Origin of the sequence: Thalassovita sp., from assembly GCF_034670005.1 — a bacterium.
GTDB lineage: Bacteria > Pseudomonadota > Alphaproteobacteria > Rhodobacterales > Rhodobacteraceae > Thalassobius.
In genome coordinates this window covers 80,696-103,975 of sequence record NZ_JAXMOH010000007.1, presented here as the reverse complement: position 1 = coordinate 103,975, position 23,280 = coordinate 80,696, and the positions used below count along the sequence as shown (strand labels likewise).

The 23,280-nt window shown below is 59.3% G+C and carries 22 protein-coding genes; 16 read left to right on the top strand and 6 right to left on the bottom strand.

Features of this window, described 5'->3' with window-relative positions; all coding sequences use genetic code 11:
• Positions 1–156 precede the first annotated feature (156 nt).
• From VOI23_RS13190 to VOI23_RS13155, 8 genes are all read left to right on the top strand, one after another.
• A complete protein-coding gene (locus VOI23_RS13190; protein WP_323785337.1) occupies positions 157–1,647 on the top strand; it encodes a replicative DNA helicase in 1,491 nt (496 codons plus the stop codon).
• A gap of 170 nt (positions 1,648–1,817) precedes the next feature.
• Complete coding sequence (gene alr / locus VOI23_RS13185) at positions 1,818–2,861, top strand: alanine racemase (RefSeq protein ID WP_323785336.1); 1,044 nt, start codon at positions 1,818–1,820, stop codon at positions 2,859–2,861.
• Positions 2,858–3,640 carry an ABC transporter permease gene (locus tag VOI23_RS13180; RefSeq protein ID WP_323785335.1) on the top strand — a complete coding sequence of 261 codons (783 nt, stop codon included), beginning with the start codon at positions 2,858–2,860 and terminating at the stop codon, positions 3,638–3,640. The genes alr and VOI23_RS13180 overlap by 4 nt, the downstream gene beginning before the upstream one ends.
• Positions 3,637–4,383 carry an ABC transporter ATP-binding protein gene (locus tag VOI23_RS13175; RefSeq protein ID WP_323785334.1) on the top strand — a complete coding sequence of 249 codons (747 nt, stop codon included), beginning with the start codon at positions 3,637–3,639 and terminating at the stop codon, positions 4,381–4,383. Before VOI23_RS13180 ends, VOI23_RS13175 begins: the two co-directional genes overlap by 4 nt.
• 110 nt (positions 4,384–4,493) lie before the next feature.
• Entirely contained in the window at positions 4,494–4,880 is a 387-nt protein-coding gene (locus VOI23_RS13170) for a hypothetical protein (protein ID WP_323785333.1), read from the top strand.
• A gap of 78 nt (positions 4,881–4,958) precedes the next feature.
• On the top strand, positions 4,959–5,399 hold the full coding sequence (locus VOI23_RS13165; protein WP_323785332.1) for a paraquat-inducible protein A: 441 nt from the start codon (positions 4,959–4,961) through the stop codon (positions 5,397–5,399).
• Positions 5,400–5,568: 169 nt separating this feature from the next.
• Positions 5,569–6,936 carry a DNA repair protein RadA gene (gene radA / locus VOI23_RS13160; protein WP_323785331.1) on the top strand — a complete coding sequence of 456 codons (1,368 nt, stop codon included), beginning with the start codon at positions 5,569–5,571 and terminating at the stop codon, positions 6,934–6,936.
• A gap of 30 nt (positions 6,937–6,966) precedes the next feature.
• Positions 6,967–7,521 (top strand): CvpA family protein, encoded by a 555-nt coding sequence (locus VOI23_RS13155; protein WP_323785330.1) that lies wholly within the window; start codon positions 6,967–6,969, stop codon positions 7,519–7,521.
• A 291-nt stretch (positions 7,522–7,812) separates the two neighbouring features.
• Here VOI23_RS13155 and VOI23_RS13150 read toward each other — a convergent pair whose 3' ends face one another.
• Positions 7,813–9,426 (bottom strand): Na/Pi symporter, encoded by a 1,614-nt coding sequence (locus VOI23_RS13150; RefSeq protein ID WP_323785328.1) that lies wholly within the window; start codon positions 9,424–9,426, stop codon positions 7,813–7,815.
• Between the two features lie 308 nt (positions 9,427–9,734).
• On the opposite strand from VOI23_RS13150, the gene purF reads away from it, so the two are divergent.
• The 7 genes from purF to VOI23_RS13115 all read left to right on the top strand — a co-directional run bounded on the left by purF (position 9,735) and on the right by VOI23_RS13115 (position 15,921).
• Positions 9,735–11,189, top strand: a complete 1,455-nt coding sequence (purF, locus tag VOI23_RS13145) for an amidophosphoribosyltransferase (protein WP_323785436.1) — start codon at positions 9,735–9,737, stop codon at positions 11,187–11,189.
• Positions 11,190–11,347: 158 nt separating this feature from the next.
• On the top strand, positions 11,348–11,641 hold the full coding sequence (locus VOI23_RS13140; protein ID WP_323785327.1) for a hypothetical protein: 294 nt from the start codon (positions 11,348–11,350) through the stop codon (positions 11,639–11,641).
• Between the two features lie 71 nt (positions 11,642–11,712).
• Positions 11,713–12,285, top strand: coding sequence for a DUF2199 domain-containing protein (locus tag VOI23_RS13135; protein ID WP_323785325.1), 573 nt, complete (start codon positions 11,713–11,715; stop codon positions 12,283–12,285).
• Between the two features lie 108 nt (positions 12,286–12,393).
• Entirely contained in the window at positions 12,394–13,032 is a 639-nt protein-coding gene (locus VOI23_RS13130) for an SDR family oxidoreductase (RefSeq protein ID WP_323785324.1), read from the top strand.
• 140 nt (positions 13,033–13,172) lie between these two features.
• A complete protein-coding gene (surE, locus tag VOI23_RS13125) occupies positions 13,173–13,955 on the top strand; it encodes a 5'/3'-nucleotidase SurE (protein ID WP_323785323.1) in 783 nt (260 codons plus the stop codon).
• Complete coding sequence (locus tag VOI23_RS13120; protein ID WP_323785322.1) at positions 13,952–14,602, top strand: protein-L-isoaspartate(D-aspartate) O-methyltransferase; 651 nt, start codon at positions 13,952–13,954, stop codon at positions 14,600–14,602. Before surE ends, VOI23_RS13120 begins: the two co-directional genes overlap by 4 nt.
• A gap of 83 nt (positions 14,603–14,685) precedes the next feature.
• The gene (locus VOI23_RS13115; protein ID WP_323785321.1) at positions 14,686–15,921 is read left to right on the top strand and encodes a peptidoglycan DD-metalloendopeptidase family protein; all 1,236 of its coding nucleotides are present in this window, start codon (positions 14,686–14,688) and stop codon (positions 15,919–15,921) included.
• A 92-nt stretch (positions 15,922–16,013) separates the two neighbouring features.
• Here the strand turns inward: VOI23_RS13115 and VOI23_RS13110 are convergent, their stop codons facing one another.
• The 4 genes from VOI23_RS13110 to VOI23_RS13095 form a co-directional block, all read right to left on the bottom strand.
• Positions 16,014–17,456, bottom strand: coding sequence for a DEAD/DEAH box helicase (locus VOI23_RS13110; RefSeq protein ID WP_323785319.1), 1,443 nt, complete (start codon positions 17,454–17,456; stop codon positions 16,014–16,016).
• A gap of 186 nt (positions 17,457–17,642) precedes the next feature.
• Complete coding sequence (locus tag VOI23_RS13105) at positions 17,643–18,593, bottom strand: glycosyltransferase family 2 protein (RefSeq protein WP_323785318.1); 951 nt, start codon at positions 18,591–18,593, stop codon at positions 17,643–17,645.
• A gap of 4 nt (positions 18,594–18,597) precedes the next feature.
• The gene (locus VOI23_RS13100; protein WP_323785317.1) at positions 18,598–20,280 is read right to left on the bottom strand and encodes a glycosyltransferase family 2 protein; all 1,683 of its coding nucleotides are present in this window, start codon (positions 20,278–20,280) and stop codon (positions 18,598–18,600) included.
• A 234-nt stretch (positions 20,281–20,514) separates the two neighbouring features.
• The gene (locus tag VOI23_RS13095; RefSeq protein WP_323785316.1) at positions 20,515–20,928 is read right to left on the bottom strand and encodes a VOC family protein; all 414 of its coding nucleotides are present in this window, start codon (positions 20,926–20,928) and stop codon (positions 20,515–20,517) included.
• A gap of 102 nt (positions 20,929–21,030) precedes the next feature.
• Here VOI23_RS13095 and VOI23_RS13090 point away from each other — a divergent pair, with 102 nt between their 5' ends.
• The gene (locus VOI23_RS13090; protein WP_323785315.1) at positions 21,031–22,323 is read left to right on the top strand and encodes an O-acetylhomoserine aminocarboxypropyltransferase/cysteine synthase family protein; all 1,293 of its coding nucleotides are present in this window, start codon (positions 21,031–21,033) and stop codon (positions 22,321–22,323) included.
• A gap of 84 nt (positions 22,324–22,407) precedes the next feature.
• On the opposite strand, the gene VOI23_RS13085 is transcribed toward VOI23_RS13090, so the two are convergent.
• Complete coding sequence (locus VOI23_RS13085) at positions 22,408–23,106, bottom strand: SIMPL domain-containing protein (protein WP_323785314.1); 699 nt, start codon at positions 23,104–23,106, stop codon at positions 22,408–22,410.
• Positions 23,107–23,280 lie beyond the last annotated feature (174 nt).

Here is a 23,280-nt window from a genome sequence, read left to right as displayed (position 1 = left end):
ACTACTAAATATTGACCCCACAGCCATGACGCAGGCAAGATGAGGTGGCGCAAGATATTGCAAAACATATCCACAGGCTTCCACAGCTTATACAATTTGCCTGCCGTGCAAGGCATGGGTTAGAACCTCGTTCCACCGGGGGACGGTAAAAAAAACATGAACGAAATCGCAAAGATCAAAACCGAGCAGGACGCGCCTGACAGCGCCGATCCGATGCCGCATTCCATCGAAGCTGAACAGCAGCTTCTGGGCGCAATCCTGACCAATAATGACGTCTATGACCGAATCGCCTCGATCATCACGTCGGAACATTTCTACGAACCGGTGCACAAGCGGATCTACGAAGTGGCCGCGGCGCGGATCGCCAAGAACAACCTCGCCACGCCGGTGACGCTGAAGGCGTTCCTGGAAGACGACGAGGGGCTGAAGGAACTGGGCGGGCCGGCCTATCTGGCGCGTCTCGCCGGGGCCTCGATTTCCGCCTTCGCGGTGCGCGACTACGCTCAGATGATTTACGATTTCGCGATCCGGCGCGAATTGATGCGGCTGGGCCGGGACATTTCGGACAAGGCAAGCCGCGTCGACGTAGCCAGCGAACCGAAAGAACAGATCGTCGAGGCCGAGCAACAACTCTATCAGCTGTCCGAGCAGGGTCAGACCGAGTCGGGGTTCAAATCCTTCCTCAAGGCCGTCACAGAAGCGGTAAACGTCACCAACGAAGCCTATCAGCGTGGCGGAGGCATGGCAGGGATTTCGACCGGTCTGGCCGATCTCGACAAGCAATTGGGCGGGCTGCATCCCTCGGATCTGTTGATCCTTGCCGGTCGCCCGTCGATGGGGAAAACCTCGCTTGCGACCAACATCGCCTTCAACGTCGCCAAAGCCTATCGCCGCGGGCAGCGTCATGATGGCACAGAAGGCGCGGTCGACGGTGGCGTGGTAGGGTTCTTTTCGCTGGAAATGAGCGCCGAACAGCTGGCCGGTCGGGTTTTGGCGGAAGCGTCGGAAATCTCGTCCCACAAGATCCGTCAGGGCGACATGACCGAGGACGAATTCCGCCGCTTCGTACAGGCGGCGAAGGATCTGGAAGCCTGCCCCCTGTTCATCGACGACACCCCCGCCCTGCCAATTTCGCAACTGGCGGCGCGTGCGCGACGCCTGAAGCGGACCCACGGTCTGGATTTGCTGATCATCGACTATCTGCAGCTTTGTCGCGGCATGTCGGACAACCGGGTGAACGAAATCGGCGAGATTTCGATGGGGATGAAAGCAATTGCGAAAGAGCTGAACATTCCCGTCATTGCGTTGTCCCAGCTGAGCCGTCAGGTCGAACAGCGTGACGACAAGCGACCGCAGCTTTCGGACCTGCGGGAATCGGGTTCAATCGAACAGGATGCCGACGTGGTCATGTTCGTGTTCCGGGAGGAATATTACAAGGAACGCGAGAAACCCGGCGATCACGAATTGGAAAAGATGGAAGAATGGAAAACCGCGATGGAACGGCTTCACGCCAAGGCCGAAGTCATCGTCGGCAAGCAGCGCCACGGCCCCATCGGCACGGTCGAGCTGTCCTTTGAGGCGCAGTTCACCCGGTTCGGAAACCTGGTCAAATCCTGGCAGCAGGGATCGGCCGGTGACGGGTTCTGACCCTGCAAGCGAAGTTTCGCCTAGCATAAAGGCAATAGGGGGGCTTTGCCCCCCTCTGCGTTCAAAATGCAGGCATTTCGCCCCCATTCACCCCCAGAGTATTTTCGCCAAGATGAATGACAGGGCGTTTGCGCTTGACCATTTGCGCGCGTCTGTCAAAAAGCGTGGCCATGACAACTGCGACACTGACGATTGATCTTGATGCGCTGGCCGCGAACTGGCGGGCGCTTGATGCGGCTTCGGATCCCGGGGTCGAAACCGCGGCGGTGATCAAGGCCAACGGCTATGGGCTGGATTCGGGCCGGGTGGCCCGGACGCTGGCCCGGGCCGGGGCGCGGAAATTCTTTGTCGCGGTGGCCGAGGAGGCTGCGGCGATACGTCAGGCGCTTGGCCCCGGACCGGAAATTTGCGTTTTTTCCGGCCATGGCCCCGGCGACACCGATATGATCCATGACCTGCATCTGGTCCCGATGCTGAATTCAATCGACCAGATGCTGCGCCATGTCGAAGCCCTGCCTGGCCATGATTTCGGAGTACAGCTTGATACCGGGATGAACCGGCTGGGAATGGAACCCGCGGAGTGGGCGGCGCTGCGCGAAATCGCCCTCGGCCAGAATATCCAGCTGATCATGTCCCATCTGGCCTGCGCCGACGACCCAGACCACCCGATGAATAGCCAGCAATTACAGGTGTTCAACGAGATCACCCAAGGCTGTGATGTGCCCCGGTCGTTATCCGCGACCGGCGGTATCCTGCTGGGTCCGGATTATCATTTCGACGTCACCCGACCGGGTATCGGACTGTATGGCGGCCAACCCTTTGAGCAGGCGCAGCCTGTGGCCCATCTCAACTTGCCGGTGATTCAGATCCGCGATGTTGAACCGGGCGAAACCGTCGGATACGGCAACAGCTGGACCGCTGCCCGGCCCAGTCGCATCGCCACGGTGTCAGCCGGCTATGCCGATGGCATCCACCGAATCATGGCCCCCAGAACGCAGGGTTACGCAAACGGTGTGCCCTGTCCGGTGGTGGGGCGCATTTCGATGGACCTGATCACTTTTGATGTCACGGATTTGGACGAAGACCCACTGGAGATCGAATTGCTTAACGCGCAACAGACGGTGGATGATTTGGCCGATGCCGCCGGCACCATCGGATATGAAATCCTGACAGCTTTGGGCGGGCGCTATCGCCGCCGCTATGTAAGTTCATGAACCTGACCGCACCTCTGGCCGCGCTTGGTGCGAATGTGCTGGCTGCCTTAGCGATGATCGGGCGGATCGCGCTGTTTGCCGCAGACACCGTCAGCCATCTATTCCGGCCACCGTTTTACGGCCGCGAGTTCCTGCAGGCACTGTTGCATATCGGCTGGTTGTCGCTGCCGGTGGTGGGGATGACGACACTTTTTACCGGTGGCGCGCTGGCGCTGCAGATCTACGCCGGCGGCGCACGGTTCAGCGCCGAGGCTGTGGTGCCCTCGATCGTCGCCATCGGCATGGTGCGTGAATTGGGTCCGGTGCTGGGCGGGCTGATGGTGGCGGCGCGGGTAGCCAGTTCGGTTGCCGCCGAGATCGGCACCATGAAAGTGACCGAGCAGATTGATGCGTTGGTGACCCTGTCGACCAACCCGATGAAATATCTTACCCTGCCGCGGGTTCTTGCCGCGACCCTGGCGGTTCCGCTTCTGGTCGGCGTTGGCGATGTGGTCGGCATCATGGGCGGTTTCCTGGTCGGGATCACGCGGCTTGATTTCAACGCCGCCGCCTATTTGAAAAACACGATGGATTTCCTGGAAGTCTTCGATGTGGTGTCCGGCCTGATCAAGGGCGCCGCATTCGGGTTCATCGTGGCGCTGATCGGATGCTATTACGGAATGAATTCGGGCCGCGGCGCGCAGGGCGTCGGGCGGGCGACGAAATCCGCGGTTGTCGCGGCCTCGGTCCTGATCTTCGCGGCCAACTATATCCTGACGGAGCTGTTTTTCTCGGCATGATCGACCTTATCGACGTCCACAAGGGGTTCGGGCCCAAGAAGGTTCTGCAGGGGGTGACCCTGTCGATCCCCACAGGCACGTCGATGGTCATCATCGGCGGATCAGGCACAGGCAAGTCGGTGGCGCTGAAATGCGTGCTGGGGCTGATCGAACCTGATAGTGGGCAAATCCTGCTGGACGGCAAGGACACCCGTGTCGGCGACCGCGATGCCTTCCTGTCGCGGTTCGGCATGCTGTTTCAGGGGGGCGCGTTGTTCGATTCGCTGCCAGTCTGGCAGAACGTAGCCTTTCGCCTGCTGCGTGGATCGCTGAAACGGCCCAAGGCCGAAGCGCGCGAGATCGCCGTGGAAAAGCTGCGCCGGGTGGGATTGAAACCGGATGTGGCCGATCTGTACCCATCGGAACTGTCGGGCGGGATGCAGAAACGCGTCGGGCTGGCCCGCGCCATCGCCGCCGAGCCCGAGATCATCTTCTTTGACGAACCCACCACCGGGCTGGACCCGATCATGTCGGGCGTCATCAACGACCTGATCCGCGAAATCGTGGTGGAAATGGGCGCGACCGCGATGACCATCACCCATGACATGTCCAGCGTGCGGGCGATTGCCGACAACGTGGCGATGCTGCATGACGGTGTGATCAAGTGGTCCGGCCCGGTATCCGAGCTGGACAATTCGGGCGATCCCTATCTCGATCAATTCATCCATGGCCGCGCCGAGGGCCCGATCGAAGCGGTGCGCTAGGATTTAGTGCCGCGGATTTTCGGTCAGCCGGACCTGCTTTTCCATTCCCGCAGGGCTTGTTTCTTGTCACGGTCAAGTCCAGTCTGGCTCTACCTCCCAAGGATGCAGCAATGATCGAAACCAACGGATTTTCCACTTTCCTGAATGACGCACCGCCCCTGCTATCCCTCCTGATCAACCTGTCGGTGCTGGCCCTGCCGGTGCTGATCGCCGTGGCCGAACTGATCCGGCTACGCGAACCGAAACCGTCACGGTCGGTTTGGCTGTGCACCGGGGCGGCGGTGGTTTTATTCCTGATCTGGCTCACCCCGCTCAACTGGTGGCCCGCCCCCGAGGCGCAACAGCTGCGTCTGATTATCATCCTCGGACTGTATGCCTGGATTCTTTACGACTGGTACAGTTCCGTGCGCGATGACGGTTTCCACTGGATCGACCTGCCGGTGATCGGCGCGGTTTGCGGGATGCTGGGCATGACGGTCGCTGCCTATTTCTCCTGATGGCTTGTTTCGGCTATTCTGGCCTTTAGCTGATGCACAGGCCAACACAGGCCAACACAGGCCAACTGAGGACCATTGATGCTTCGTTATGCCAATCTCGCACTTCTGATCCTGTTCCCAGTGGCCTGGTTCGCGCCGCTGCTGCGCGCCGGGCTGCTGCCACTGTTTGGAATGAGCGAAATCAGCGTGATTTCGGGACTTCAAAGCCTGTGGGATACGGACGTGTTCCTGGCCCTCTTGGTCACGTTCTTCGCGCTGTTTGCGCCATTCCTGAAAACGCTGGGGCTGGCTTTGGTGCAATTTGGCTGGCTCGACCGCCGGGCCATGCCGGCATTGACGATGCTGGGTAAGCTGGCAATGGCCGATATTTTCCTGATCGCACTTTACATCACCATCGCCAAAGGGATCGGCGTCGGCAGGATCGAGGTGGCATGGGGGCTTTATCTGTTCACGGCCTGCATTCTGGCCTCGCTCGGGATCGGCCTGTTGTCATATGGCAAGACAGCGAAACCCGAGTAATGCCGACAGCGCCCGTCCCGCAACGGCGACGTGCAAGGTCAAACGCAAGCTGGGTCAGAAGCTGTTCGCGTCAAAGAACTTATTACAGATTGCCGGCACAGGACCCTAAAGCCCGGTCTCCCCGCAATCGGTGTTTGACCCGCCGCCGTCGCTGATGCATCAACGCGCCATGGCCAAAGCGACAAAATCATTTTCCTGCACCGCCTGTGGCGCGTCCTTCAACAAATGGTCCGGGCGCTGCGACGGCTGCGGCGCATGGAACACGATTGTCGAAGACACGCCGCTTTCAACCGGGCCTGCCTCCAAATCGCTGGGCAACAAGCGTGGCAGCGGTATCCACCTGACCGACCTGTCCACCGAAGAGGCGCCGCCACCACGCACCCATAGCGGGCTGGGCGAATTGGACCGGGTGCTGGGCGGCGGGCTGGTCCCCGCCAGCGCCATTCTGGTCGGCGGCGATCCTGGCATTGGCAAATCCACCCTGCTGTTGCAAGCGGCGGCGCGGTTTGCACAGTCGGGGTTGAAAACCCTGTATGTCAGCGGCGAAGAAGCCAGCGCCCAGGTCCGGATGCGGGCGCAACGGCTTGGCCTTGGCGATGCGCCGGTGCAGCTGGCCGCGGCGACCAACCTGCGCGACATCCTGACCACGCTGGAAACCGAACAGCCGCAATTGGTGGTCATCGATTCGATACAGACCATGTGGGCCGACAATGTCGAAAGCGCGCCGGGATCGGTATCCCAGGTCCGCGCCGCCGCGCATGAGCTGACCAGTTTCGCCAAGCGCAAGGGCGTTTCGGTGGTTCTTGTCGGGCATGTCACCAAGGACGGCCAGATCGCCGGGCCGCGCGTGGTCGAACACATGGTCGATACCGTGCTCTATTTCGAAGGCGAGCGCGGCCACCAATTCCGCATCCTGCGCGCGGTCAAGAACCGGTTTGGCCCGGCCGATGAAATCGGTGTTTTCGAAATGACCGGCAGTGGTCTGGCCGAGGTGACCAACCCTTCAGCCTTATTCCTGTCCGAACGCGGCGAACCCAGCCCCGGCTCGGTGGTGTTTTCCGGCATCGAAGGCACACGGCCGGTACTGGTGGAATTTCAGGCGCTGGTCGCGCCATCGCCGCACGCACAGGCCCGCCGCAGCGTGGTGGGCTGGGACGGTGGACGGCTGGCGATGATCCTTGCCGTGCTGGAGGCGCGCTGCGGCATCCCGTTTGCCGGGCTTGATGTCTATCTCAACGTGGCGGGCGGCATGAAAGTACAGGAACCCGCCGCCGATCTGGCGGTGGCTGCGGCGCTTCTCTCTGCACGCGAAGACGCGGCACTGCCCGCCGAATGTGTTGTTTTCGGGGAAATCTCGCTCTCCGGGGCGCTCAGACCCGTCGGTCAGACCGAAAACAGGTTGAAAGAAGCGCAAAAACTTGGTTTTTCGACAGCAATAGCCCCGGCCGGAGGAAAAGCGGTAGGTGGTAATAATCTGAGCCTGAGGCAATTCGGCGATCTGACCGAATTCGTAGGCGACATATTCGGCGCTGGATAAGGCGCGCACAGAACAGGGACGATACGCGTAATGGAAGGCTTTACCCTCATCGACGGCGTCGTGGCGCTGATCATCATCTTATCGGCGCTATTGGCCTATTCGCGCGGTCTTGTCCGCGAAGCGCTGGCAATCGCGGGGTGGGTGGTCGCGGCCGTGCTGGCCTTTGTCTTCGCGCCGCAGGTACAGCCTCTGGTCAAGGAAATACCGGTGCTGGGCGATATTATCGCCGACAGTTGCGAACTCAGCATCGTCGCCGCCTTCGCTGCCGTTTTCGCGTTGGCGCTGGTCGTCGCGTCGCTGTTCACGCCACTGTTTTCCTCGCTGGTAAAACGATCGATACTGGGCGGGCTGGATCAGGGGCTTGGTTTCCTCTTCGGGGTTTTGCGCGGCATCCTGTTGGTCGCCATCGCCTTTTTCGTCTATGAAACCGTCATCACCAGTCAGGACATCGCGATGGTCGAAAACAGCCGCTCGGCCAAGGTATTCGGCCGGATGACCGGCAAGATCGAAGACCGCGACCCCGAACAGGCGCTTGGCTGGATCACCCGGCAATATGAAGAACTGGTTGGCATCTGCGAAAAGTAAGCGGCGTAACAATTGGAAATCAGGGCGGCCCATTTCGCCCTTTTCCGTTGCCGGCTTTGCCGCAGCAAATTCGTTGCATTTGGCGTGATCCGTCTTTGTCGACAACGATGTTTGGAAGAAGCCCACGCGGAGTTCCTCAGGTTTAACCTAGGGGATAGGAATGTAAGCGGCGGCGTAATTCATGTAGGGCAGTCTTCTTTGATCTGTTCATCTTGAAGCAGATCAAACGCCAGGAAGCTTTCTTCATGGTTCTTCCGGATGATCAATCCCGTCGATGGGACAACAGTCGCATCAATCCGTTTCCTCTGCTAACAGATCTTCGACCGAACGCGGCGGCTGCTCCGCCTCTATCGCTCGCAACAGATCGGCGATGCGCCACAGATGATAGGCCGACCGCTGCAACCAGCGCGCCGAATCCAGCAACAATGACAGGTTCTGAAGTTCCCGGCTATGGCTGGCGACGAGCCGGATCTGTTCAGCCCTGTAGCGTTCGCGGAAGTCGCGGAAATCGCGCCGCAGCGCATTAGCCTCTGACGCAAAATACCTGATATCCTCCTCCTGCGCGAAGCTGCGCATCAGCGCGCCAAGCTTCAGCCCCCTGTCCTTCAGCGATACCTCCTGTACCGCCGCCGCGATCCTTTCGTGCTGCAGCGCCCGGTGGCGCAATCGGTCGAGATGGTCGAAAATATGGATCAAAGCCTGCTGGTTATTCTGCTCCACCGTTTCGTTTTCGGTTGAGATCGCTTCGACAAAACTTTGCGCCTGCCGGGTGGCGTTGTTGATTTCATCCAAAAACCCGGGACTGACCTTTTCGGCAGGCTGTTTCAGGTTACGACCCAGATGGGTCAGCAACTCGGCCGCGATCTTGTGCGTCGCGGCATTGGCCGCGTCCAAAGCCGCCGCCGGATCGGTCAGCAGCTGCTGCCCCAAGTTCCGTGTCATCGGAGTACCGCGATCCGGCACGATCCAGATGATCATTTGGGCGAATTGCGAGGTGACGCCAAGAACCACCGCGACGCCGAAAAAATTGAAAAAGGTATGGAATGCGACCAGTGCCATCTGCGGATCAGAGGCCATCGCGGCCCCCCATGGGTGCTGCAACGCCCAGCTGATCGGATAGAGCATCCCAAAGGCCATGCAGCCGGTCAACAGGTTGAAGATCACATGGCTGACCCCGGTGCGACGGCTGGCCGTCCCCCCGCCCAGCGTGGCGACCATCGCAGTGAAGGTCGTGCCGACATTCATCCCGATCACCAAGGCAGCGGCCTGCGGCAAGGTGATCGCGCCCACCGCGAGCGCCGCCAACGCGCTGGCAACCCCGGCGCTCGACGATTGAGTGATCACGGTCAACACGGTGCCCAGAACCACCAGCTTGAGCCGACCAGACAACGTATCGGCTGGAAAACTGTCTGGGGTGACGATACCGCGAAAGGCAACCATGCCATCTTTAAGCGCGTCGATCCCGATGAACAGCACCCCGAATCCCGCCAACGCCCAGCCCAATTGTTTCCAAGGGTTAGGGGAAAAAAGATTCAACAGCGCACCGCCCAGCACAACAGGCGTCAGGACCAGTCCCAGATCCAGCTTGAACCCGACAATGGCGACCAGCCATCCGGTAATGGTGGTGCCGATATTGGCCCCGAAAATGACCCCGAGCGCCTGTTGAAACGTCATCAGCCCGGCCGCAACGAATCCAACCGTCGCCACCGTCGTTGCGCTGGAAGACTGCACCATCGCAGTGGTCGCCGCCCCGGCGACGACCCCTTTCAGCGGCGTTTCGGTCGATTTACGCAAAATCAGCCGCAACCGGTCACCAGCCAGCCCGCGCAGACCTTCGGTCAGCATATTCATGCCAACAAGGAACAATCCCAACCCGCCCAGGGCCTGTAGTGTTTCAATATTCATTCAGCTTGATACCAAGTGCTTAAACCGATTGCGATCATGCAGCCGGGTGCAGGCCAGCAAACAGCGTTCATCGGGACGACGTCAAGTCCGCAACTGATAAGATATATCTCGGAAAGGTAGTTCGGATATCAGCAAGCTCCCCTTTATGTTAAAAAACCGGGGTGAAAACCTGCTGCCAAAGATCACAAACCGTTCGCGAAAGCGTGCGACACTTCGAATTGTGATCCTTTCGTGACATACTTGGCGCAACCCCTTAAGACGGGCCTCAAGCTGCCACGAGGATTCGGAGCCCCCCCTTGTCCAAACATATGCCTCCCGCCCACCCCTTCGACGATGACAAACTGAAGGAGGAATGCGGCGTTTTCGGCGTTGTCGGCGTCGCCGATGCCGCTAATTTCGTCGCCCTTGGTCTGCACGCCCTGCAGCATCGCGGCCAAGAAGCTGGCGGCATCGTCAGCCACCACCCTACGGAAGGGTTCAATAGCGTCCGCCGCTTCGGATATGTGCGCGATAATTTCACCCGCCAATCGCTGATGGAAACCCTGCCGGGTCCGCTGGCCATCGGTCATGTGCGTTACTCCACTGCCGGATCGAAAGGCGCCGCCATCCGCGATGTGCAGCCGTTCTTCGGCGAATTCGCCATGGGCGGAGCTGCGATTGCCCATAACGGCAATATCACCAACGCCATCGCATTGCGCCGCGAGTTGATCGAGCGCGGCTCGATCTTCCAAAGCTCTTCGGACAGCGAGTGCATCATCCATCTGATGGCCCGATCGCTACAACGCAACATCCCCGAACGGATGGAAGACGCATTGCGCCGGGTCGAAGGCGCGTTTTCGATTGTGGCGATGACCCGGACCAAACTGATCGGCGTGCGCGACCCGCTCGGCGTACGGCCGCTGGTTCTGGGAAAGATCGGCGATGGCTGGGCCTTGAGTTCGGAAACCTGCGCGCTCGATATCATTGGCGCGGAGCTGGTACGCGAAATCGAACCGGGCGAAATGGTGGTGATCACCGCCGATGACGGGGTGCAAAGCCATTTCCCCTTCCGCAAGCAGTCGCCGAAGTTCTGTATCTTCGAACATGTCTATTTTTCGCGTCCCGATTCGATAATCGGCGGCCGGTCGGTCTATGAAACCCGTCGTCAGATCGGGGTCGAACTGGCGCGCGAAGCACCGGTTGAGGCCGATCTGGTCTGCCCGGTGCCCGACAGCGGCACCCCTGCGGCGATCGGCTTCGCCCATGAAAGCGGCATTCCCTATGGGATGGGGATCATCCGCAACCAATATATGGGCCGGACATTCATCGAACCGACTGAACAGATCCGCAATATGGGGGTTCGGCTGAAACTGAACGTGAACCGGGCGCTGATCCGCGGCAAACGCGTGGTGCTGGTCGACGATTCCGTGGTGCGCGGCACCACCAGTCGTAAGATCAAGCAGATGATCCTCGATGCCGGCGCGGCCGAAGTTCATTTCCGCATCGCCAGCCCGCCGACCGCCTGGCCCTGTTTCTATGGCGTCGACACGCCGCAGCGCGAAAAACTGCTGGCTGCGACGATGAGCGAAGAGGAAATGCGCGAACATCTGGCGGTCGACAGCCTGAAATTCATCTCACTCGATGGTCTCTACCGCGCAGCCGGAGAAGCCTCGGGTCGGAATAATTCCTGCCCGCAATATTGTGACGCCTGTTTCAGCGGCGAATACCCCGTCGCCCCCAGCGACATGATTGCGAAGGGTTTCCAGTTGAAGGCCGCGGAATAACGCGCTTTCTGCAGGGTCAATTCCGAATTGGTGCCGGCGCGGAAACAATGCCGCGTCGGCACGACTCTATCCGGACCGCCGCGGCATTATTCCCCGCGGACCGAAACCGGCATGATTATTGCCACCGGAACAGGGACCGTTCCAAGAGTAATGATCCCATGCCAGTCACCCGTATTGTCAATCCAAACGCCAAGATCACCACCCAACCCAATCCCAAGACACGGGCCGGGGCAACCCAGACCGAAGCAATTCCGATGGGGCATACCAGCCTGATCGGCACCTTGCTGACACCGCAGGGCACCGCCGCCTATCTGAAACTCTCGCAAGGACGGGTGCGTCGGGTCCGGACCGGCGACATGATCGACGGCGCCCGGATTACGGCGATAGAAGACGGTGCTCTGACGCTGAGGCGCGGCAGTGACACGCGGGCGCTGCGCATTCCCGGGCACTGATCCGCGCCCCTTGCCGCGCTGCCCCGCCCGGCCTAGTGTGCGGGCCAATTGCGGCAAGGAAAGACCCCCGGATGGCTCTGCTTGATCTCGACGCGCGGTGGCGACGTTTCAACAATCCCGACCGTCAATGCCCCTGTTGCGGACAAAGTTTCTCTGGCGTATTTGATCTGGGCTTTGATCATCCGTCCAGTTGGCCGCACGAGGCGCGCAACGATGCCCCCTTCGTCAAAGTGGGAGAGGATCAACTGGCCCCGGACCTGTGCCGCCACGGCGACGATCGGTTCATCCGCGTCGTGCTGTCGCTGCCAATAGAGGGCAGCGACGAGGTCTTTCACATGACCCCTTGGGTGCGTTTGGCTCAGGACGCTTTCTATGCCTATCTCGATACGTTCGATGGGAACGATGCCCCCTCGATTGACGAATGCCCGGCCGATCTGGCCAATATCCTGCCCGGCTTCGAAGAGGTCACCACAACGCCCCTGCCTGTCATGCTGCATTTCCCCGACGCCGATGTGCGTCCGGTAGCAAAAGCGCTGTCCGGTCCGTTGGCGCAGGCACAAATCGACGGGATAAGCTTCGATCAGCTGCTCGACATCTATGCCGCCTTCGGTCAGGACATACGGCCGCATCTGTTGCATGACTGAATAAATCCAGACGCAAAATACCGGGGAATATGCCATGCGGCAGATTGCAATCGTGCCAAGATCTGCTTTGCTCTTGACGTGGCCCGCCGTAGATCGCACATCCCCGGTATGACACAGAAAATCGCACTCATCACCGGCGCGTCGCGCGGACTTGGCGCGGGATTGGCCGAAGCGCTTTGCCAGACCCATCATATCGTCGCCGTGGCCCGTACAACCGGCGCCCTGGAAGACCTCGACGACCGCATTCAGGCGCTTGGCGGTCAGGCAACACTCGCCCCGATGGATATCACCAATGCAGATGCGATGGCGCAGCTCTGCCGCAGCATTTATGACCGCTGGGGCGCGCTGGATATCTGGGCCCATACCGCAATTCATGCCGCCCCGCTGTCCCCGGCTCAATTCATTGACGCCAAGGACTGGGAAAAATCGGTCAATTGCAATGTCACCGCAACAGGCCGGTTGATCACCTATGTCGCGCCATTGCTGGGCGAAACAGGCACCGCCTTGTTCTTCGATGACCAGCGCGCGGGACAGAAATTTTTTGGGGCTTATGGCGCGACCAAGGCGGCGCAGGTCGCGCTGGCTCAAAGTTGGGCAGCAGAAACCGAAACCACCGGTCCCCGAGTCCGCCTTCTGGCCCCCCGACCGCTGGCAACGGCCAATCGTGCCCGGTTTTTCCCCGGCGAAGATCGCAGCGACCTGATTGATCCGCGCGAAGAGGCAAAACGTCTGCTGGAAACGCTCTGAGCGCCAACATTGCCCCGAACTGAGGCGCTGTCGGAGTTGTTTGCTGAAAGCCCCCGCACGTGCCCCCCCAGAGCCGCACAGCGCTTGCCCCGCCCGCGCCCATTCTCTACTAAGTTCCCAAGCATATCGGGGGCAGGCATTTGCGCATTCTCATCACCAATGACGACGGCATCAACGCACCGGGACTGAAGGTTCTGGAAATCATCGCCGAAGATCTTGCTGGCCCTGAAGGCGAAGTCTGGGTCGTCGCACCCGCTTTTGAACAATCCGGCGTTGGGCATTGCATCAGCTACACCCATCCGATGATGGTCGCCAAGATGGGTCCGCGCCGCTATGCCGCCGAAGGAAGCCCCGCCGATTGCGTTCTGGCCGGCATCCATCACGTCATGGGCGACGACCGCCCTGACCTGATCCTGTCCGGTGTCAATCGCGGCAATAATTCCGCTGAAAACGCGCTTTATTCCGGCACTCTGGGCGGAGCGATGGAAGGCGCGCTTCAGGGCATCCGGTCGATCGCATTATCGCAATATCTGGGTCCGTATAATTTTCAGGCTGAAAATCCGTTCGAAGCCGCCGAACAGCATGGTGCCACGTTGATCCGCAAATTGCTGGCTGCCCTGCCCGAAGATGAAGAAGATTACCAGCTGTTCTTCAACGTCAACTTCCCGCCGATCCCGGCCGGGGACGTGAAAGGCGCACGGATCGCGCCGCAAGGTTTCCGTCGTCACACCCATTTCGGGATCGAACCGCACCGGTCGCCCTCGGGACGTCAATTTCTTTGGATTAAGGGCGGCGATCAGCATATCCCGACGGCAGCCGGCAGCGACGCTGCGGTCAATCTGGATGGCTATATTTCGGTCACCCCAATGCGCGCCGATCTGACCGCCCATGACGTGCTGGATCAGTTGAAAGCCATCGAATGAACGACGACGACATCGCCACCCGCAAGATGCAGTTTCTGTTCGCGCTCCGGTCAAAGGGCGTGACTGATCCGCGCGTGCTGGAAGCGATGGAAAAAATCGACCGCGGCGGTTTCATCAAGGGGCTTTTCTCTGAACGCGCCTATGAAGACATGCCATTGCCGATCGCCTGTGGTCAGACCATAAGTCAACCTTCCGTGGTTGCCCTGATGACCCAGGCGCTGGACGTGCAGCCACGCGACAAGGTGCTGGAGGTTGGCACTGGGTCCGGCTATCAGGCCGCGATCCTCAGCCAACTGGCCCGCCGGGTCTATACCGTCGACCGGCATTCCCGACTGGTGCGCGAAGCGCGCGATATTTTCGAGGCACTGGATCTCAGCAATATCACAGCCTTTACCGCCGATGGCAGCTTCGGTTTGCCCGATCAGGCTCCGTTCGACCGCATCATCGTCACCGCCGCCGCCGAAGACCCGCCGCCGCCGCTCTTGGCGCAATTGAAGATCGGGGGTATCATGGTGCTGCCGGTAGGGCAGTCGGACCATGTGCAAAGCCTGATCCGCGTCACCCGAAACGACGACGGATTTGAATATGAAGAATTGCGCCCGGTACGTTTTGTCCCGTTGCTGGAAGGGGTGGGGCGTGAAAGCTAAAACCGGCAAACGCTCGGAAACGAAGACTTACAGGTGACCAAGCCCCGGCCAACAAGGGGCAGGCAGAAACTGAGGAAATCGAGATGTATTATTCCCAAAAATCACGCCTGATTTGGGCCGTTTCGGCCCTGGCGCTTCTGGCTGGCTGCGACCAGCCATTGGATTTTGACCTGCGCGGCAATTTCGGAAACGCGTTCAGCACCACCGACGCGGCCCGAATGGCAAGCGGCCATCGCCCCGACCCCGACAATCGGGGCGTCATTTCCTATCCCTCTTATCAGGTGGCGGTCGCCAAGAACGGCGACAGCGTAACGGAAGTGGCCCAACGGGTCGGTATCAACCCCGCGGAACTGGCGCGGTATAATGGGTTATCACCGGATGACCCGCTGCGCAAAAACGAGGTTCTGGCCCTACCGGCGCGAGTCGAAGAACCGTCGCCCGCCACCGGCGCACGCAGTACCGGACCAATCCAGCCCCCCAGCAATGTCGACATCGCCTCTCTGGCAGGCGGAGCCATCGACCGGGCGAAACCGGCGCAGGTACAGACCGCAGCGCTGAAACCCGCAGCCCAACCTGTCACAGCTTCCGACCCCATACCCAATGCCAAACCGCAGATCGGCATTGAACCGATCCGCCACAAGGTCGTGCGCGGCGAAACCGCCTATACGATTTCACGGCTGTACAATGTCAGCGTGCGAGCCTTGGCCGAATGGAATGGGCTGGGCCCGGATTTCACCATCCGCGAAGGCCAATTCCTGCTGATTCCGGTGCCCGACGCCGAAACCGCGCAAAAATCGGCAGCAGCAGCGCAGTCCCAAAAGACCACTATCCCCGGCGAAGGCAGCCCGACCCCCACCCCGCCAAGCGCAAAGAAACCACTACCGCAGGAAAAAACCATTCCTGCGGCACAACCCGTCGCCAAACCGAAAACACCCGATCTGGGCAGGTCCCAAACCAAGGCCAGCACATCCGCAAAGATGGACATGCCAGTCAATGGCAGCATCATTCGCGAATACAAGAAGGGCAAAACCGACGGGATCGACATTTCCGCCGCCTCCGGCACGCCGGTCACAGCAGCGAAAGAAGGCACAGTTGCCGCGATCACCTCGGATGCCGACAAGGTGCCGATCGTTGTGATCAAGCATACCGGCGGACTGCTGACGGTCTATGCCAATCTTGACGGGATCAAAGTCGAAAAAGGTGACAGTGTGAAACGCGGTCAGCCCATCGCCAAGATCCGCAGTGGTAAATCGAATTATGTGCATTTCGAAGTCCGTAAAGGCTTCGACAGTGTCGATCCGATGCCCTATCTGAACTGATCCCTCAACCGGTCGGCAGATCTGTGGACAGTTGACGAACCCAAAGAAAAAGCCGCCCAAGAGGCGGCTTTTTTATAGCTATTTCAAAGAGATCAATGTGTGCGACGTTCGTCAAAGCTCAGCGCGATGAATGACGGCATGTGATCGCCCATTCCGACGATGTTATCGTCGCGGCGGCGCGACGATGACCGGCGCGATCGGCCGCCATCGTCATCTTTGTTATTACGCACGTCTTTTCGGCTATCCTGACGCGGTTGTTCCTTGGCTGGGGCTGCAGGTTTCTCCTGCGCGGGAGCCGAAGATTGTTCCTGAACCGGTGCCGCGGCTTCGTGCTGGGTCTCGGTTTCTTTCTTTGCCCTGCTGCGGGGCGCTGCCGGTGCCTGATCCTTCAGCGGATTTTCCAGGCGTGGGACTTCTCTTTGAACCAGCGCTTCGACGGCGTCGAACGCCTTTTCATCACGCGGAGCGCAAATGGTAATCGCTGTCCCCTCACGTCCGGCCCGGCCCGTACGACCGATCCGGTGCACATAGTCTTCGGCATGGCCCGGCACATCGAAATTGATCACATGGCTTACGCTGGGAACATCCAGACCGCGCGCCGCGACATCAGAAGCGATTAGAAAGCGCAGCGATCCATCGCGGAACTGATCCAGCGTCTTGGTACGCTGAGACTGTTCCAGGTCACCATGGATCGGAGATGCGTCATATCCGTATTTTTTCAGCGATTTCGCGACAATATCTACATCCGTTTTGCGGTTGCAGAAGATGATCGCGTTCTTCAGTTTATCGCCTTCGCCTTCGATCAATGCCCGCAGCAGCTTGCGCTTTTCGCTGGCTTCGCGATCCTTGCGCGACCCTTTGAACTTGACCACGCCCTGCGTAATGGTTTCCGACGCGGTCGCCTGACGGGCGATTTCGATCCGTTCCGGGTTGGACAGGAAGGTATTGGTGATCCGCTCGATCTCGGGGGCCATCGTCGCAGAGAAGAAAAGCGTCTGGCGCGTGAACGGTGTCAGGCTGAAGATACGTTCGATATCGGGGATGAAGCCCATGTCGAGCATCCGGTCGGCTTCGTCGACCACCATGATCTGAACACCGGTCAGCAACAGCTTACCACGTTCGAAATGATCCAGCAGACGGCCCGGCGTGGCGATGAGCACGTCGACGCCCTTGTCGATCAGTTTGTCCTGTTCATTGAACGAAACGCCACCGATCAGCAACGCCTTGGTCAGCTTCACATGCTTGGCATAAACATCGAAGTTTTCCGCTACCTGCGCGGCCAGTTCCCGGGTCGGGCACAACACCAAGGACCGCGGCATCCGTGCCCGCGCCCTGCCCTTTGACAGCATGGTAATCATCGGCAGCGTGAAGCTGGCGGTTTTGCCGGTGCCGGTCTGGGCGATACCCAGAACGTCGCGACCTTCCAAAGCGGGCGGAATCGCGCCGGCCTGAATGGGGGTGGGAGTTTCGTACCCGGCCTCTTCAATGGCTTTGAGTACCTTCGGGGCGAGCTTCAGATCAGCAAATTTTGTCATGTGTATCCGTGTTTTACGGACACGTCAGGCCCGTAGCATCTAGTTCGGATCGGCCTGGTTGGCCCGATGGGCGCCAATTAGCGCAACCCTATGAGCGCGGGGTTTACCCGAAACCTCGCTTCGGGTCAATGCAACGTAGATTTTTCAGGGGTTTGCACCTGTTTATGCCGTCCTGCCCTCAGATCATCATGGTTTATCGGGAAAATGCCGGTTGCGCTTGTCCGCAAGCCGCAATTCATAGCTGTAAAGATGACCTTGCGCGCGCAACCGGTCCATCAGGATCGGGCTGGCAGTACAAACCTCTTCATAGAAGGTGCGCAACCCGGCTTCGCCGTCTTCGTCATGAATCGTTGTGAACAGCTCGTGCAGGGTCAATCCGCCCTCGTCGCGCGGCATGTTCGGCTTCAGCTCGCTGCGATAGGATCCTTTTTTCAGCCGGAACCGGAAAGCCGCGATGAAATCATCCCAGCTTTTGGCATGCAGATGCAGCAGTTGGGTTCCCTCCAGTTCCTGCTGGCCGGGATTCATCTGGTCGCCGACGAAAACATTATGAATCTGAACCTTTAGCCCCTCGACCGCTGTGCGATAGATCATCTTGCCTGCCACATGGCTGAGAAAGCCGCCATTCAGATGCGACCCAAAGGTCGGGTATATTCGCGCGGTTTCAGCGCGGCGTTTCGGTTGCCGCAGGCTATAGCCTTTGAAATGGGTCCTGTCTGGATCGGCCCCAGCCAGCGCCTCGACCGGTCGAATGCGGGTGCAGAGGCACTCAGACGGAAGATCGGCCAACTGCGCATTCAGGGGCCGGCCCAACGGCCAAAGAAATTCATCCACATCAATATGGGTCAGCCAATCGACATCATGTGCCCGTCCATACGCATGACGGGCATTTTCGAACTGACGCGACTGATGTTTTGCCCGCCTCTTCATCCCCAACCGCTTCCAATAAGCGTCATCGGTCAGTGTCGGTCGAACCTTGGGATGGTCTGACAGGATGCGATAGGCTTCTTCATTGTTGTCATCAAGGTAAATGAACAGCCGATGCGCTCCGATATCGATGTGATGGGCGCAGAAATCCAGAATATCGCGCACTGGCGCCTTGATCGTTGCGACCACTCCCCATTTCGGCGCACTCATCGGGTCATCCTTTAATATAAAGTCCAAAAATCTGCGCCATCTTGTCATCCAGATGCAGCGGATACTCTAGCAACATACCGTTTTCAGACAGTTTTTGCGACAACGGCGGGGTCAGGGTGCAGACCTCCTGATAAAAGGCCCGCAACCCGGATTCGCCTTCGGCGTCGATCAGGAAATCGACCACGTCGCTGAAACGGAATTTTTCGTCCTCATCGGTTTTACGATAGGACCCATGCGCCATGCGAAATTCCATATCGGCCATGAAATCGCCCCAGCTTGGGGCATGGGCGTGCCCCAGATACAGGCCCGGCTGAACCTGAATATTGGTGGCCGGTGCGCCCTGCCAATGAATGGCATGAATACCAAAACGCAGTCCCTCTACGCCGGTGCGCACGAACAGCTTGCCTTCGATATGACTGATAAACCCGCCACGCAGATGCATCCCGAAGGTCGGATAAATCTCTTCCAGCACCGTCGCGGGCGCGCCGACCGCGCGCGGGGCCAGCTTGAACGCTTCGGATCCCTCCCCGGTCGACAATTGTTCCGCGGGCGGCATGTGCAGCGCGATCTTGTCGGGGCTCGTCTGCGCCAGATGCTGCGCCATGGTCAGACTGGGCAGCAGGAATTCATCGACATCGATATGAGCCAGCCAATGACAATCGGTGGTATTATAAGCTTGGGTCGCGACCCAGACCTGCCGCATCCTGTGGGTGTCCATCCGACCCCGTTTCTGCGTCGCCCAATAATCAGCATCGCAGGCTGTCACCTCTATCTGCGGATGCAACGACAACGCCTCGACCGTAACCAGATCGGGATCGTCAAGGTAGATATGGACCCGATGCGCGCCCAGCGTCAGATGATGGGCGGCAAAGCGCAGAATCTTGTCCAACGGCGCCTTGATCAATGACACGGTGCCCCATTTGATCCGGGCCGGATCGGTGATCTGGCTTATTTCCGGAACCGGCACCGGGTTGCGCTGTTTCTTCGGTCGTTCCGGCGGAGTTTCGGCGGCTTTTTGTTTTTCCTTGCGGCGGCGCATGGTGCGCAGGCGGCGGAAAACCGTTTTGTCATCCTCGATCAGCAGGCTCAGCAACCGGCGCACCAGCGGGCAAATGACCGCATCGCGATCCGCCTCCTGCCACAACCGGCCCAGCATGTTCACGTCCAGCCCGCCGCCCATGATCGCGTAGGCATCCATCTGCATCGCCAACTGCTTGGCCGATTTTCGTTTCCAGACAAACGCCTGATCCGGAGGAGCCCCGGAAAACAGCCGTTCGGTTTCATACAGCTTCATCATCCCGAACAGAACGGTCAGCGACTGCCCAAGGCTGCGCTGTACCTCGCTGATCCCGTGATCGCCAAATGTGGTAGCAGCCGAGACCAGCCAGCGGGCATCGAGATGATCCATCAAAAATGCCGCTTCTTCCCGCCACAACCGGATGAAAAGTGGCACGGTATCGGCGGGCTGATCGTGGCGTCGCAGGTTGGCGACCAGCAATCCGTGAAGATGTAATAGTGCCGGTTCGTTTTCAAATTCCTGTGCTAAATCACGATACTTACGGGCATAAGTTGATGTTGACCCCGCGACCTCGGGCGCCGCCGGATCCATCAGTTTTTGCTTCAGCGGCTGGAAATCGACATCCAAGGGCGGCAATGCTTCGCCCGGCCCATAAGTGAACGGGTGCATTCGGGTTTCCATCTGCGCAACGATCGCATCAAATCCGCCTGGATACGTAGGTTTTTTCTGCTCGGCCATGACGCAAGAATGGACCGGGCGCAGACATACTGCAAGCCAATAGGCGGCGTCTTGCGCCACGCATTATCGGCCTCAAGTCTGCGTCCTGAATGTCCCGATCGAAGTTGACGAAACACGTCTTTCGACACCGAACCTGGCGCAAAACGGATCACTTTTTGCTTTGCTTCAGCTGGCGAAAATCCGGTCGAAATCGGCAAATCCCTTGACCTCGATCGGGTTGCCGGACGGATCGCGGAAAAACATTGTCCATTGTTCGCCCGGCTCGCCTTGGAAACGAACCGAGGGCGGTATCACGAACGCAACATCCGCCATTTGCAGACGATCTGCCAATTGCCGCCATTGCGGCAATTCCAAAACCACGCCCAGATGCGGCATTGGCACCATGTGATCGCCCACCTTGCCGGTATCTGCGGTTTCAAACGGTGTTCCCAAATGCAGACTGATCTGATGGCCAAAGAAATCGAAATCCACCCAGGTTTCCGTACTACGTCCCTCTTTCGCACCGAGCAGCTCGCCGTAGAAGGCACGGGCCTGATCCAGATCGGACACGTTGTAAGCAAGGTGGAAGACTGAGCGCATCGTTTGACCTTTCGTCATCAGAACAGTTGTGAGCCACATCTCTATGCCCTATCCAATGACGAAACACAGCCCAAAACGGATTTTTCAGGAGGAGAAGACCCCATGACCGACGCCCCCAGCTATGGCTTTGACACCTTGCAGATACACGCCGGCAGCAGGCCCGACCCGGCCACCGGCGCACGCCAGACGCCGATCTATCAGACCACGGCCTATGTGTTCCGCGACGCCGAACATGCCGCGGCGCTGTTCAACCTGCAGGAGGTCGGCTACATCTATTCGCGCCTGACCAACCCCACCGTCGCGGTTCTGCAGGAACGGGTGGCGACAATGGAAGGCGGAGTCGGTGCGGTCTGCTGTTCCTCGGGCCACGCCGCGCAGTTGATGGCGCTGTTCCCACTGATGGGGCCGGGCCTGAATGTCGTGGTTTCGACCCGGCTTTACGGCGGTTCAATTACCCAGTTCAGCCAGACGATCAAGCGCTTCGGCTGGTCAGCGAAATTCGTCGATTTCGAAGATACCGCCGCCATCGAAGCGGCGATTGACGACGATACCCGTGCGATTTTCTGCGAATCGATCGCCAATCCCGGCGGCTATGTCACCGATATTCCGACGGTTGCAAAGATTGCCGAAACGGCCGGCCTGCCACTGATCGTCGATAACACCTCGGCCACGCCCTATCTGTGCCGTCCGATCGAACAGGGTGCCACTTTGGTGGTGCATTCGATGACCAAGTATCTGACCGGAAATGGAACTGTCACCGGCGGCGTGGTGGTGGATTCTGGTAATTTCGACTGGTCCGCCAGCGGAAAATTCCCGTCGCTTTCCGAACCGGAACCGGCCTATCACGGGCTGAAATTCCACGAAACCTTTGGGCCTCTGGCCTTCACCTTCCACGGCATCGCCATCGGATTGCGCGATCTGGGCATGACGCTGAACCCACAGGCGGCGCATTACACCTTGATGGGGATCGAAACCCTGTCGTTGCGGATGGAACGGCACTGCCAGAACGCTCAGACCGTGGCCGAATGGCTGGAATCCAACCCGCATGTCGAAGCGGTGACCTATGCCGGGCTGGAAAGCTCACCCTACCACGTTCGGGCCAAGGCGTTGTTCCCCAAAGGGACCGGCGGATTGTTCACCGTGGCGCTGAAGGGCGGCTATGACGCATGCGTGAAGTTCGTTGAAAGCCTAGACCTGTTCAGCCATGTCGCCAATCTGGGCGACACCCGGTCCCTGGTCATTCACCCCGCCAGCACTACCCACCGCCAGTTGTCCGAGCAACAACAGATCGCGGCGGGGGCAGGCCCCAACGTGGTGCGCATTTCCATCGGGATCGAGGATGCCGACGATCTGATCCGCGATTTGGGCCAGGCATTGGACAAAGCCTCGGCCTGAACCGAGCGGTAGTGTGTTCCACTGCCGCCGCAAAACCATCCATGTTGCGCCCGGCTTGCCGGATCGGGCGCAACACGGGAAACGTCAATCGCGATCTTTCAATAAAATCACCAGCGTCACGCTTTCACGGATATCTATTTCACCTTCTGCGACCGGCACCGGAGCGGCGCGTTCCATATTCATCAAACTGGGCATTACGCCGCCATATCCTCCGGATTCGGAAATGTTCAGCACCGGCCCCAGTTCCACCCCGGCGGCATCGGCGAAAATCGCCGCCTTGCGCAGAGCTTCGGCCACCGCATCGCGACGCGCTTGGTCGTGAACCGGACCGGGCGTTTTCAACCCGAAAGACAACCCGTTGAACTGATTCACCCCGTCTTCCAGCAGCGTGTTCAGCAAGCCCCCAAGTTTATCGAGATCGCGCACCCGCACCTGCAAAATATTACTGGCTTCGAACCCGTCCGGTTCGCGTTCGCCATTGCTGGAGCGCCTGTCAACTTGGTAGAGAGACAGATCACTTGTCTGCATGTCACGCTCGGCGACGCCCTGCGCCTTCAGACGCTCGATCATCTGCGTTATGATCTGCGATGTTTGCTCCATCGCCGCCGCGGCCGTTTTTGCACGCTGTTTCGCCCCCAGCGAAACCATCGCCATATCGGGAACGACGGCAATCCGGGCTTCGCCGGTCACGGTGATCTTGCGAACTGCGTTTTCGGCCAGCACCGGAAGCGGTAGCAACGCCACGGCCAAAACGATGCTGCAAAAGGTCGTTAATAGTTTCATGTCAGGGTCTCCTCGAACTCAATCCCGATAACAGTTTGAGGCAGTTTGCCATTGTAACAAGTGGATATTTCGGCTTTCTCTTTCCCTGAGCGGGAAGCTGCTTTAATATCTTCCACGGTTGTAACAGGACTCCCGCAAGCGGGGAGAGGATGGTAAAGCGAAGCCATGAAGCCT

Excerpts from the sequence above, each read along its gene's own strand:
- VOI23_RS13140 (WP_323785327.1), top strand. The coding sequence starts at position 11,348 with ATGCCAGTCACCCGTATTGTCAATCCAAACGCCAAGATCACCACCCAA.
- purF (WP_323785436.1), top strand. The coding sequence starts at position 9,735 with ATGCCTCCCGCCCACCCCTTCGACGATGACAAACTGAAGGAGGAATGC.
- VOI23_RS13170 (WP_323785333.1), top strand. The coding sequence starts at position 4,494 with ATGATCGAAACCAACGGATTTTCCACTTTCCTGAATGACGCACCGCCC.
- VOI23_RS13090 (WP_323785315.1), top strand. The coding sequence starts at position 21,031 with ATGACCGACGCCCCCAGCTATGGCTTTGACACCTTGCAGATACACGCC.
- VOI23_RS13110 (WP_323785319.1), bottom strand. The coding sequence starts at position 17,456 with ATGACAAAATTTGCTGATCTGAAGCTCGCCCCGAAGGTACTCAAAGCC.
- VOI23_RS13095 (WP_323785316.1), bottom strand. The coding sequence starts at position 20,928 with ATGCGCTCAGTCTTCCACCTTGCTTACAACGTGTCCGATCTGGATCAG.
- VOI23_RS13085 (WP_323785314.1), bottom strand. The coding sequence starts at position 23,106 with ATGAAACTATTAACGACCTTTTGCAGCATCGTTTTGGCCGTGGCGTTG.
- radA (WP_323785331.1), top strand. The coding sequence starts at position 5,569 with ATGGCCAAAGCGACAAAATCATTTTCCTGCACCGCCTGTGGCGCGTCC.
- VOI23_RS13150 (WP_323785328.1), bottom strand. The coding sequence starts at position 9,426 with ATGAATATTGAAACACTACAGGCCCTGGGCGGGTTGGGATTGTTCCTT.
- alr (WP_323785336.1), top strand. The coding sequence starts at position 1,818 with ATGACAACTGCGACACTGACGATTGATCTTGATGCGCTGGCCGCGAAC.
- VOI23_RS13165 (WP_323785332.1), top strand. The coding sequence starts at position 4,959 with ATGCTTCGTTATGCCAATCTCGCACTTCTGATCCTGTTCCCAGTGGCC.
- VOI23_RS13105 (WP_323785318.1), bottom strand. The coding sequence starts at position 18,593 with ATGAGTGCGCCGAAATGGGGAGTGGTCGCAACGATCAAGGCGCCAGTG.
- VOI23_RS13120 (WP_323785322.1), top strand. The coding sequence starts at position 13,952 with ATGAACGACGACGACATCGCCACCCGCAAGATGCAGTTTCTGTTCGCG.
- VOI23_RS13190 (WP_323785337.1), top strand. The coding sequence starts at position 157 with ATGAACGAAATCGCAAAGATCAAAACCGAGCAGGACGCGCCTGACAGC.
- VOI23_RS13115 (WP_323785321.1), top strand. The coding sequence starts at position 14,686 with ATGTATTATTCCCAAAAATCACGCCTGATTTGGGCCGTTTCGGCCCTG.
- VOI23_RS13180 (WP_323785335.1), top strand. The coding sequence starts at position 2,858 with ATGAACCTGACCGCACCTCTGGCCGCGCTTGGTGCGAATGTGCTGGCT.
- VOI23_RS13155 (WP_323785330.1), top strand. The coding sequence starts at position 6,967 with ATGGAAGGCTTTACCCTCATCGACGGCGTCGTGGCGCTGATCATCATC.
- VOI23_RS13175 (WP_323785334.1), top strand. The coding sequence starts at position 3,637 with ATGATCGACCTTATCGACGTCCACAAGGGGTTCGGGCCCAAGAAGGTT.
- VOI23_RS13100 (WP_323785317.1), bottom strand. The coding sequence starts at position 20,280 with ATGCACCCGTTCACTTATGGGCCGGGCGAAGCATTGCCGCCCTTGGAT.
- VOI23_RS13130 (WP_323785324.1), top strand. The coding sequence starts at position 12,394 with ATGACACAGAAAATCGCACTCATCACCGGCGCGTCGCGCGGACTTGGC.
- VOI23_RS13135 (WP_323785325.1), top strand. The coding sequence starts at position 11,713 with ATGGCTCTGCTTGATCTCGACGCGCGGTGGCGACGTTTCAACAATCCC.